Genomic DNA, 11,786 nt, shown 5'->3' on the forward strand with positions numbered 1-11,786 from the left:
TATATTGATCCCTAAGTCACTTCTCGCTATTGTCTGAAACGAGCAGCTTGAGCTAGCTTAGGTATACAGGTATAATCGCGCGTCTGCGAAAATATAGAGGGTTTACGGATGGAGGGCGTTCAGCAAAAATTGCCTTTAGCCGTTGTTCGAGGCCAGCCGTTCAAGGTGATGCCAAAAGACCTCTTTATTCCACCAGAGGCGTTAGAGGTTTTTCTCGAGTCTTTTGAAGGGCCATTAGATCTTCTGCTTTATTTAATCCGCAAACAAAAACTTGATGTTGTAGATTTACCGGTTTTCTCTATTACGCAACAGTACCTTGAGTACGTTAATTTGCTGCAGGGAGCTCGTGTGGAGCTGGCGGCAGATTATCTTGTCATGGCAGCAACCTTAGCTGAGATTAAGTCTCGCTTATTGCTACCAAGGCCTGAAGTTGAGCATGAAGATGAAGAAGATCCTCGGGCCCAGTTGATCCGTCAATTGAAAGCCTATGAAGTGATCAAAGATGCGCAGGAAAAGCTGGATGAATTGCCTAGAATGGAGCGCGATTTATTTCAGGCAAAAGCGGTTCCTGCCGCCAACATCAAGCCTGAGTTACTGCCTCCAGAGGTCTCACTGACTGAGATTGCCAGAGCATTTTCATCAGTATTAAAGCGTATTGAAGCGACAGAAAGCCACCATGTCGTGCGAGAAGTGTTATCGACTCGCGAACGTATGGCACAGATTTTAGCGAAACTTAATGCTGAAACCTATTTACCGTTCGAAGCGCTGTTTGATTTTGAAGAGGGGCGCAGCGGTGTGGTCGTGAGTTTCCTAGCGTTAATGGAATTAGTTAAAGAGTTGCTGGTTGAGCTTGTGCAAGCTGAGCCATTTTCAACGATACATGTTAGGGCGTACTGATTGTCTCAGATAAATCCAGACCAGCTTAAGCAGTTAATTGAGGCCAGCCTATTTGTGTTGGCTAAGCCGATGACAATTAAAGCATTGAAAGAGACTGTATTGTCTCAATTTAATGTGTCACGGGTAAAAATTAAGGCATGTATCGATGAGTTACAGCTCGATTATGAGAATCGAGGTGTACAATTAGTAAAAGTAGCGGGAGGATATCGATTTCAGACATTGGCTGAGTTGAGTCCATTTTTACAACCGCTATGGCAAGAAAAAGCGCCGAAATATTCGCGTGCGACATTAGAAACGTTGGCGGTCATTGCTTACCGTCAACCCGTCACCCGAGGTGACATTGAGTTTGTCCGTGGGGTTGCTGTTAGCAGCCACATTATAAAAAGTTTAAACGATAGAAATTGGATTAAAGTTGTAGGACATAAAGAGGTGCCGGGAAGACCCGCGCTTTATGCAACGACGGTCGAGTTTCTAGCTTATTTCGGCTTAGACAGTATTGTGGAACTTCCACCTTTGTCAGATGCCGAATCATTGGCCGCACTTTTTTCATCAGAAAAAATCGTGGCCGAAAATACAGAAGAGTCTACTAATGAGTGAAAAATTGCAGAAAGTCTTGGCCCGTGCAGGCCATGGCTCCCGTCGTGAGATGGAGGCATGGATTGCTGCAGGTCGAGTTAGTGTTGACGGTGAAATTGCAAGCCTAGGTGATCGCGTTGAAACTGACGCTAAAATCCGTATCGATGGCCGTACAGTTTCTATTCGTGCTGAAGCAGATGTGGTTTGTCGAGTCATCGCCTACCATAAGCCTGAAGGTGAGATCTGTAGTCGCAAAGACCCAGAAGGTCGCCCAACGGTATTTGATCGTTTACCAAAAACTCGCGATTCACGCTGGGTTGCAGTAGGACGATTGGATATTAACACTTCAGGTCTATTGTTGTTTACCTCTGACGGTGAATTGGCAAACCGCCTGATGCACCCATCAAATGAAGTCGAGCGTGAATACGCTGTGCGTACGTTTGGTGAAGTGACCGATGGCTGTATTCAGCGTTTACGTATGGGCGTGACGCTAGAAGATGGCCCAGCTAACTTTGATAAAGTTAAAGCTGCTGGTGGCGAAGGCATGAACAAGTGGTGGCACGTTAGCTTAGCTGAAGGCCGTAACCGCGAAGTTCGACGCCTTTGGGAGTCACAAGAAGTTCAGGTGAGTCGTTTGATCCGTATTCGTTACGGTATGATTGAACTACCTAAAGCCCTGCCACGTGGTGGTTGGATTGAACTGCCAATTGAAGAAGTGAACTACTTACGCAAAACGGCTGGTATGGATGAAGAAACCCGTACATTACTAGGTACTGACAAGCACAGTGTTGCGCGTAACAAAGTACGTAGTGCTAAGATTAAGCGTGCTGTACACAAACATAAAGTGGCTTCAGGTAAGCCCAAGCCTACGCGTCAGCGTAGCTAACTCTTATCTTAAGACGGGAGACTGTCTGAATAAAAAAGGCCGCTAATTTAGCGGCCTTTTTGTTGCTATCTTTTTGTGTCTATCCTGTGGTGCCGATAGTGTTTTGTTTCTATCGTGCCAGTATGGCGATGTTTCGCTTACTGAGCGTTAAGTTGCTGGCCGTTGATCTCTTTAGCGTCATCACCCATTAAATACAGGTAAGTGGCCATGATGTCATCTGGTGCTTTTAGGGTTTGTGGGTTCTCTGCAGGGAATGCATTTGCACGCATACCCGTGCGAGTTGCACCAGGATTGATGCTGTTAACACGCACATTAGTGCCTTCATACTCATGTGCTAAAGACTGCATCATGCCCTCTGTTGCGAATTTAGAGATAGCATATTCGCCCCAGTAGGCACGGCCTTGGCGACCAACACTGCTAGAAGTAAATACGAGTGATGCGCTGGTTGATTTACGCATAACAGGCAGCAAGGCCTTAGTCAGCATGATCTCTGCAATGACGTTCACTTGCATCACTTCATTTACGGTGCTCATTGTTATGTGTTCAAACGGACCTAAAACACCCAGTACACTGGCATTATGTAGCAACCCATCTAGCTTACCGAACTGCTCATCGATGGTGTCAGCCATATCTTTATAGTTTTGTTCTGTAGCACCTTTCAGATCGAGGGGAACAATGGCGGGTGTAGGGTAGCCCGCTTGTTCAATGTGATCATATACGGCTTCTAGTTTTTTAACTGTCTTGCCTAATAAAATCACCGTTGCGCCGTGCTTTGCAAAAGCGATCGCCGCGGCCTTGCCAATACCGTCTCCTGCCCCAGTCACTAAGATGGTTTTGTCTTTTAGTAAATCTTTTACTGCTTGATATTCCAACATGAGTTAATACTTCCTCAGAGCTCAAACGCCCGTCACTTCTAGAGTCGCTGATATGATAAACAGCCGTTTAAAACATACGATTAATTTTTGCCCGCTTAATTGGTGTTCGATTGTGACAAAAATGTAGCTAAGTCAATAATTTTACGTTAACTTGAATTCAGTTAAGGACTAACAATAAGTCCTCTTGGTCATACATTATTTACTATTGTGACCAATTTCGAAGTGAAAACAAAATTATTACAACAAGATTTGGGGAAAAAAGATGAAAAAACTCTTTTTGGGCGTAGCAATAACCTCTGCATTGGGGCTCACCGCGTGTAGCGAAGATACTTATGATGAATTAGTGGACAAAACTGAGCCTTTGGTCCCTCAGTCTGTTATGGTTTTTGATCCGGCTGATGGCCAACTCCCACTGCCAAACGATTTACTGTTTAATGGCACAATGGATGGCACTATCAATATTCCCAAAAGTGATGATCCAGATGCGCCAAGTGAAGAGAATGGTGATTATACTGATCCCCAAATTGCATTAGGTGCACTCGATGGTTGGTCGACGACATCACCAATTACTATCGATGTTATGCCAGCAACAGATAACGATGGCGCAGTGTTGACGATTGATGCCGCATCCGTTGCTCAGCCGGGTGCTGTTCGCGTATTTGAAGCAACCGTTGGCGGCGCACTGTCATCGGATCCTGAATGTAGCGGCGCACCTTCTGTCTCGGCCTGTAAAGTGGGCGATGAATTACAATTTGGCGTTGATTACGTTTCCCAAGCCTCAGGCAATAAAGTGGCGATTATCCCTCTTAAGCCACTAAAAGCTGGTCAGTCATATATTTATGCAACTACAACGCTTATTCAAGATTCCGCTGGGCGTCCAATTGCGCCGTCTGCCACTTACGGTTTATTAAAACTTGATATTGAAACTAAGCCATTAGAAACCCCTGACCAGCTGTTTTTACAAACTCTAGTTAACAGTTACGAAAAAGGTATGGCTGCAGCAGGTGGTCCGAATTCTGAAGAGGTGACTTACTCGGGACTATTTACGACGCAGTCAGTGGCTGATGTTTATGAAACCACCAAATTATTGATGGTTGACCCAAGAGAGGGCAACCCATACGCGCCCAAATTAACTGCAATGCCTGCTCCGGTTGTTATGGGCGGTAATGTGATTACAGTTGCCCAAGCCGCTGGTTTAACGCCAGCTGATGGCCTTGCTTATGTGGTTTCAGACTTAGCAGATGTTTATAAGGCTGAAATTCAAGTGCCTATTTATGGCGACTGCTCTTCGGTTGCGTGTTTGGATGCAGATCTGAACCCTTTAATAAACGGCCACTGGAAAGCGCAAGGCGATAGCCCTGTTTCAGTGCTATTGGCGTTAGAAGCTCAAACGCTAAGCCAAGCCAATTATTTTGCCCAAGCAGAAGCTCAAGGCGTTGATGCGGTTGCAGCTTTGACCAATCCTGCGTTGCTTGCAGGTAAAACCTGGTTGTTAGATGATGGTACTCCTGCAGATCCAGCTAAGCATCTTACTAAGTTCAACCCAATCCCAGCGATTAAGGGATATGAGAAAGTTGCTGTACAAATTACCTTACCTAACGCGACTAAGCTTGCCGGTTTTTATCAGCAACAAGGCTTACCGTTTACGCCGCCGACTAACGGCTGGCCTACAACGATTGCTATGCATGGTTTAGGCGGCGGTAAAGAGATGGCTCTTGCTTATGCAGGTACTTACGCTGCATCAGGTATCGCTACTATATCAATTGATATGCCACTGCATGGTGCGCGCTCATTTGACGCCGATGGTGATGGCATTTATGAAGTATCAGCAACGGATCCAAGCTATGGCGCTGTTGTCGGTACACCCGATGCCTTTAAAAACGGTAATCCCCTGGCTTTTGTTAACATTGCTAGCACCTTGACTGTGCGTGATAATTTCCGCCAAGCAACGGTTGACCATTTAGCATTGCGTGCGGCTCTAACAGGTTTATATCTAGGTCTTGCTCAAGCCCAGCAGCCTCAGATTTTTGATATCAGCAAAATCAGTGCTCAGGGCTTAAGTTTAGGTGGCATCGTTGGTACAACGTTCTCCAACTATGCATCTACTGGTCTAAGAGATCCTGCAAGTGGCACTGAGTTGCCAAATGCTTATGTTGTTAATGCTGCATCTTTAGTGGCTCCTGCGGGTGGCCTAGCTGGTGCGTTTGCAGGCTCAGCAACCTTTGGTCCTGTACTATTTGACACCATAGTCGCTACAGAGTCATTCCAGGCTCTTGTTGATGAAGCCAATGTTAATGATGCACAAGAGGGCAGTGATGAATACAATGCGATTGTCGCAGCGGTTTACGCTGAGTTTATTCCAACCTTTGCGTTTGCAGTCCAAACAGCATTTGATAGCGCGGATCCGATTAACCACGCAACATCACTTGCAGGCACACAGCTACCTGTTCACTTAATCGAAGTGGTTGGCGATGGTAGCAATAAACCGGATCAGGTATTGCCAAATACGGTTGAGGGTTTCCCACTATCAGGTACTGAGCCTTTGATTGCGAATCTTGGTCTTAAGTGTATTGATAGAACAGAAGCTGGCTCAGGTGCGGTGCGCTTTAGTAAAGGCCACCATAGCTCAATTGTTAGCCCTGATGAGATTGATGGCGTAACAGATGGCATGGCGGCTCAAGCGACAGTTGAAATGCAGCAAGAAGTGGCAGCATTTGCGCTAACAGCAGGTAAAGGCTCTGCAACGATATTAGTGCAAGACAGCAGTGTGATCCAAAGCTGCCCGTAGGCTAGATTAGCTAGCGCATATTGCCAATTTTGTGCAAAAAAAGACCCAGCGAAAGCTGGGTTTTTTATTGGCATGTTTTATTGCCAAATAGGCTGGTAGAATAGCTCGCAATTGAAGAGATAGAATTGGTTTAGCTGGAGAATATTTTGGAATTTCTGTACGAGTACGGTTTGTTTTTGGCTAAGGCTGTCACTATCGTAGTGGCTATTTTGGCTGTCGTGATTGTAGTGCTGGCCTCAACGATTAAGCACAAGGCTGATAAGGGTGAACTTAAGCTAACGAATCTAAGTGATAACCTAAAGCTGTTGAAGCATGACTTGAAAGAAGAGTTGCTATCTAAGAAAGCATTTAAAGCTTATGAAAAGCAGTTAAAAGCAGACGAGAAAGCCAAAGAAAAAGAACAAAAAGATAACGTCGAAGAAACTGAACCTAAGGTTTTCGTTGTTGATTTTAAAGGCAGCATCGACGCGGGTGAAGTTGCGTCATTGCGAGAAGAGATCAGTGCCATTCTCGCTATTGCAGATAAAGGCGATGAAGTGATTGTTAATGTCGAAAGCGGCGGTGGTATGGTTCATGGCTATGGTTTAGCCTCAAGCCAGCTTGACCGTTTACGACAAGCTGAGATCCCATTAAGTATTTGTGTTGATAAAGTCGCTGCTAGTGGTGGTTATATGATGGCTTGTGTAGCGAATAAGATTTACTCTGCGCCGTTTGCTATTGTTGGCTCAATTGGTGTGGTTGCTCAGGTGCCTAACTTTAATCGTTTATTGAAAAAGCACGATATTGATTATGAGCAGCATACTGCTGGCGACTTTAAGCGCACCTTAACCATCTTTGGCGAAAATACCGATGAAGGCCGTGAAAAGTTCCAAAAAGAGCTAGAAGAGACCCATGTACTCTTTAAAGAGTTCATTGCGAAATATCGTCCAGACCTAGATATTGCAAAGGTTGCTACAGGTGAGCACTGGTATGGTCAACAAGCGATTGAACTAGGCTTAGTTGATGAGATCTCAACCAGTGATGATGTGATCATGAATCTGGCAAAAGAGCGCACCGTTATTAAGGTGCGTTATCAGCTTAAGAAGACGCTGTCAGATAAGATTGCCCATGGTGCATCATTGTCATTTAACGCAATTTTTAATCAGTTTGCAGAGAAAAACCAGCCGCTTAAGTAATTGAGCCTCGGTTTTACCACCAGAAAAAACCTGCACTTTGCAGGTTTTTTTATGCTTAGAATTAACAGGGTTAATTAGCTATGCCATTACACTAAAACCATAACTCGTTATTGGACAAAAGCTATTCACCACGAAGGACACGGAGCGCTACGCTACACGAAGAAAAGCAACAGCTAGAACAAAAAGGCTCTTCATCAAACATTTTGATCTTTTGCTCTACGCTCTTCTCCGTGACCTCCGTGAAAGCGAAGCGCTTCGTGGTGAGATTAGTGCTTTTTAAAAGTTATGCTTATACGACATAATCGCTTGGTGATCACAGAGTCAGCGCAGTTTCGCTGACTCGAAAATGGACAAAAGTTTGTCGGCGCTTGCCGCTGAGCTAAATCTAAAGCCAAATCAATCAAACTTCGTTTGATAAAGGTCGTGAGCTTGCAGCTCACACACGGGCAAAAGGGGGACAACAGCTTCCCCCTCTTGCATCACCCGAGCCGCCCCGACGAAGTTACATGCATTAGATACGGGCCTCATACTTATGGATAAATAGCTACCGCTTCCGATGGGGCATCCTGCCCCGCGAAAGCTACGCCGACATCCCTGTCGGCATCACGCGACTCTGGTTCATAAAGAGTTTCCAACGTACTTCGGCAACTTCGATGGGGAATTGGTGTTTTCTGTAAGCCAGCTGGGATTATTTAGCTTTGAAGTTATGGCAAAAATAAAAGGAGCTATAACTCACTTTTGGACAAAAGCTATTCACCACGGAGGACACGGAGCGCTACGCTACACGAAGAAAAGCAACAGCTAGAACAAAAGCAACAGTAAAAGGCTCGTCATCAAACATTTTAATCTTTTGCTCTACGATCTTCTCCGTGACCTCCGTGAAAGCGAAGCGCTTCGTGGTGAGATTAGTGCTTTTTAAAAGTTATGCTTATACGACATAATCGCTTGGTGATCATAGATACTTCCAGCGTTCGCTAACTCGTTTCTGGACATTAATGCGTTAGTGCAAAGGGTCTAAAAATGGATAGTTGGATTAGTAAATGTATGGGTATCAATTAAAGTTTACACTGCCCCCACATATCTTTTAGTCCAAAGGGCCTAAGAGTTGGCTGTGGGATTAGTAAATGCATGGGTATCAATTAAAGTTTACACTCACCCCACATACCTACCGCATATCTAAATTGAAATTAATAAAGGTAATAAATTGGACTCAAACGCCTTAACTGTTCTGGCAATTTTAGTCGCTGGATACACTCTACTCGCTGAAGAGAAACGAATTGACTTAAAACTTAGGTTCTCATGGGCGAATAAGTCTGTGATTTTATTTCTTGTCGTCACTTTACTCTACACGATCTATCTTCCTGTGTTGAATACTGTTGGCCTAGCCCTACCTCTGGAATGGCTATGGGGTTTTAATGAGAAACTCACCGCCTTTACAGCTATCGTTGCAATCTTACTTTACCTAGCTGTAAAGCTTGGAGGGAAAAGGCTTCCTAAATCTAAAATTTCTGATTGGCAGAAAGCATCAAGTCATTTGCTAAGAAATCAGCGATTCGAACCGTTGGCATTCTTACTAGATAAGTACCATCATCAATTTATCAGAACTTTTCAAGATCATTGGTTAGACCGAATTCGCTCTAAATTACTGGCACCTTATCGTCCATCTATTCGGGAATTAATTGATTTGGAGCTGGGCGAAAAATCTGATGATAGTTCAATGAGTAGTCGCGCCAAAACAACTCTCGTTAATTTGATGAAGCCTTTTGCTTTTGCAATATCATATTGCTTGCCCGATAACAGCAAATACAAGGGAAATGTATCGATAAGCATCGCCGAATTATTTAAGTCCAACCTTTTCGTCAGACACTTAGCCCAAACACAACCACTGCTTTGTGCAAAATTTACAACCGTCCGTTTTAGTGCTAATGACGAATTTACAACGTTGTTTTTGAAAGAACTAATTGCGAATACATCCAGTCCTCTATATCGAGAACTTCGAGATAACCAAAACTGTTCTTACACAGGAGAGTATTACATTGATGATTCTAACCCGCTATTGAGTTTTTATTTTAAAGATATCGAAATAGCTTCTCAAGTTAGTATCTGGAAACCCATAGGGGATTACACACTAGAATTTATCAAAAAACAAAAAGGCGAAGACAGTTATTACAATCAACCTTACTCATACACCTATTACGAAGAAGATAAATGGGCATGCCCTATTTTCGTAAGTATCTACTTCTTCAATGTGATGACATCGAGAGCCATCCATACGGGTCATCAAGACAATATGTGGCTGATGTATATAGAAAATTATGTGGATGAAATACTTAGGAACTATGCGCCTTCCCAGGATGTAGACACAGAGAAAGAGTTTCCGACTTGTTTCGACTATCTCATGTATGAGTCCTTATCTGCATTAAGAGACTGGGTGGGGGCTGCCACATATAATTTTGATAAAGATAACAAGATTAAATTGAATGCCAGCAGTGTACCTATTCGCTGGGCGGCTACCACGCTTGGTAGTACATTTTATACCTTAGTTAAGTCGAACAAACTTACCGATAGCCAATACGTATATTATCTTGAGATGGTGGTCAAATTAATCAACGATCTGGATGCTTCTGGTAATCAAAAGCTTAGCAAGCTTATTATTGATAATGCTACTAAGAAGTTCGATATATATTCTCCCGATAAAGATGTGGTTGACGATCTAGTTAGATACTACTTACGAATTGACCATGTTCTTAAGTCTAAAAAATCGACTTTTGAAAAAGAGCTTTCAATTATACTCGGAACACCCATACACTAATTATCTATAGAGTATAAATACAGACGTTACTCAAGTGCTTGAGCAGCGTCTGAGTTGCTTTTGTTCCAAACCTAATAACATTACTTTTATTTGGTCTAATCTCATTATATAAATTGTTCTTTTAGTCTTGTGAAACTAATAATGGGGCAAAACTTAGTTACGACACTTACAGAACATTAACAATGGCTGTGCTGGTTGTCTCTTGTTATATTCCTATTAGGCGAGCCGCTTTTTGTCTTTTATATAAAACTTAACCGCTAACACCCAAAACGAAACCAAAGTGAATAAAGCTATTTTGTCATATTTACGAAGAAACTTATTTGAAATCACCTCTTCTAGCGCCTTCATAGATCCTTGAAGCTCGAAATTGGCTACCATATGTTCACCTAATAAAGTAATAGCAAAGTGAAGAACTACACCAAGTATTAATGCCCACTGTGTTTTCTTAGATAAGGCCAAAACATAAAAGAACTCGATAAGAAAATTAGGCATAAATATCCTTTTTATGACTGGCATACAACGCAGCACTAAGCAGACAAAAATGGTCATATCCCAAATTCATAAATAACTCTTCAGATTTCCTTGGTCTTCTTTCCATTATCTAATTTACCTTGAAGCATCAATGTTACGCTATATTGTCAATTCACTGTTGATGCTGATTTTAGAGTGAATTAACTCTATGTGAACCAGCAATATTTTGTCCCATTCGTTCATCAACTCGCTGATTTGATAATCATGAGAGACAAAACCACTTTCGTGGTTCGCTGAATAACCAGAAACTTTCCCCGTTTTTAAGGCATGTCGATCTAGGATAAAACTATGTTCCTTTACATCTCGTCCGCCCCTATTTGCGCCGTGAGCAGCAAAGCTATTACGAAGATCAAAGATTTTGCAATCTCTAAGTACCTTGGGATCGAACTTTAAGTTCATCTTTCGAAGAATCACCAACAACGCTTGCTGCTGCATATAAACAGCGTTGAAGACACCATAAAAGTAAAGGTAAATTTCACCAAATGATAAGGATTCATCACGGGTAATAAACGCTTGTATTGCTAATTGAGTATCTTCCAATAGATATAGGCTATCAATGATAGAATTGTAGTCTGCGCTGTTATCAACAGAAACAATGGGATAAAGATCTGCATCTTGATCTACTTCTATCGCAACATCAGAGATAAGCTCACGGATAGAATATATTAGTTCATCACTTTTCACGCTAAACTCCAATAACAATATAATACTTTCTATACGGTTAACAGCCGCTTCTAATCCTCACATAATGCCGTCTTTCATTTATCACTTCAATTTATAATCAATAGGTTAATAACTATGCTTAGAGGATAAATTGCTCTGTGAAACAAAACTGCTAGATGGGGTTAATTCGGATAACTATAGATAGGGTAAACGCACATTAACGGAATGGGAATGAGTCTTTACTCTAAATAATAAAGGGGCATTTCCGTGTTGGACATCAAGCAACACCAACCTAAATTGAGTACACCTATTATCAGGTGTAGACACGGCCGTGACCGTCCATGACATGGACGTCATGGCCGAGCTTCCAGGGAAGGACTTGCAGCGTGTCACGGCAGTGTCTGCACATACCCCGCTGGAGGCGATTAATAGCTACTTAGCTAAAAGCTCAAATGGGCTAACCCATAGCAAGGATACAGACAAAAAATGTAATCAGCCTTCATTCCAAGGCTAACTCACTTTGGGGCGTGCGACGTGAGGTCGTATGAAGCGCTGTTCACCGCTTTTGAGTGAACCATCTGTA

The 11,786-nt window shown here is 42.9% G+C and carries 9 protein-coding genes; 6 read left to right on the plus strand and 3 right to left on the minus strand.

Translation table 11 applies throughout. From position 1 onward, the window contains the following. Positions 1 to 108 precede the first annotated feature (108 nt). From ACVBJC_RS16820 to rluB, 3 genes are read left to right on the plus strand one after another with little or no spacing between them, the layout of a single operon-like run. Complete coding sequence (locus tag ACVBJC_RS16820) at positions 109 to 897, plus strand: segregation and condensation protein A (protein WP_447162065.1); 789 nt, start codon at positions 109 to 111, stop codon at positions 895 to 897. After that, positions 898 to 1,494 (plus strand): SMC-Scp complex subunit ScpB, encoded by a 597-nt coding sequence (gene scpB / locus ACVBJC_RS16825; protein WP_447162066.1) that lies wholly within the window; start codon positions 898 to 900, stop codon positions 1,492 to 1,494. Continuing rightward, a complete protein-coding gene (gene rluB / locus ACVBJC_RS16830; protein WP_447162067.1) occupies positions 1,487 to 2,359 on the plus strand; it encodes a 23S rRNA pseudouridine(2605) synthase RluB in 873 nt (290 codons plus the stop codon). Before scpB ends, rluB begins: the two co-directional genes overlap by 8 nt. Before the next feature lie 137 nt (positions 2,360 to 2,496). Here rluB and ACVBJC_RS16835 read toward each other — a convergent pair whose 3' ends face one another. Then, positions 2,497 to 3,234, minus strand: a complete 738-nt coding sequence (locus tag ACVBJC_RS16835) for a YciK family oxidoreductase (protein ID WP_447162068.1) — start codon at positions 3,232 to 3,234, stop codon at positions 2,497 to 2,499. A gap of 262 nt (positions 3,235 to 3,496) precedes the next feature. Here ACVBJC_RS16835 and ACVBJC_RS16840 point away from each other — a divergent pair, with 262 nt between their 5' ends. The 3 genes from ACVBJC_RS16840 (at position 3,497) to ACVBJC_RS16850 (ending at position 10,009) form a co-directional block, all read left to right on the plus strand. Continuing rightward, positions 3,497 to 6,022 carry a VolA/Pla-1 family phospholipase gene (locus tag ACVBJC_RS16840; RefSeq protein WP_447162069.1) on the plus strand — a complete coding sequence of 842 codons (2,526 nt, stop codon included), beginning with the start codon at positions 3,497 to 3,499 and terminating at the stop codon, positions 6,020 to 6,022. Positions 6,023 to 6,168: 146 nt separating this feature from the next. Beyond that, complete coding sequence (gene sohB / locus ACVBJC_RS16845; protein WP_447162070.1) at positions 6,169 to 7,197, plus strand: protease SohB; 1,029 nt, start codon at positions 6,169 to 6,171, stop codon at positions 7,195 to 7,197. Between the two features lie 1,204 nt (positions 7,198 to 8,401). Further along, a complete protein-coding gene (locus tag ACVBJC_RS16850) occupies positions 8,402 to 10,009 on the plus strand; it encodes a hypothetical protein (RefSeq protein ID WP_447162071.1) in 1,608 nt (535 codons plus the stop codon). 216 nt (positions 10,010 to 10,225) lie between these two features. On the opposite strand, the gene ACVBJC_RS16855 is transcribed toward ACVBJC_RS16850, so the two are convergent. After that, entirely contained in the window at positions 10,226 to 10,501 is a 276-nt protein-coding gene (locus tag ACVBJC_RS16855; RefSeq protein ID WP_447162072.1) for a hypothetical protein, read from the minus strand. A 138-nt stretch (positions 10,502 to 10,639) separates the two neighbouring features. Then, a complete protein-coding gene (locus ACVBJC_RS16860) occupies positions 10,640 to 11,224 on the minus strand; it encodes a hypothetical protein (protein ID WP_447162073.1) in 585 nt (194 codons plus the stop codon). Positions 11,225 to 11,786: the final 562 nt, after the last annotated feature.

Source organism: Shewanella sp. 0m-6, assembly GCF_052977325.1.

Excerpts from the sequence above, each read along its gene's own strand:
- ACVBJC_RS16820 (WP_447162065.1), top strand. The coding sequence starts at position 109 with ATGGAGGGCGTTCAGCAAAAATTGCCTTTAGCCGTTGTTCGAGGCCAG.
- rluB (WP_447162067.1), top strand. The coding sequence starts at position 1,487 with ATGAGTGAAAAATTGCAGAAAGTCTTGGCCCGTGCAGGCCATGGCTCC.
- ACVBJC_RS16835 (WP_447162068.1), bottom strand. The coding sequence starts at position 3,234 with ATGTTGGAATATCAAGCAGTAAAAGATTTACTAAAAGACAAAACCATC.
- ACVBJC_RS16840 (WP_447162069.1), top strand. The coding sequence starts at position 3,497 with ATGAAAAAACTCTTTTTGGGCGTAGCAATAACCTCTGCATTGGGGCTC.
- ACVBJC_RS16855 (WP_447162072.1), bottom strand. The coding sequence starts at position 10,501 with ATGCCTAATTTTCTTATCGAGTTCTTTTATGTTTTGGCCTTATCTAAG.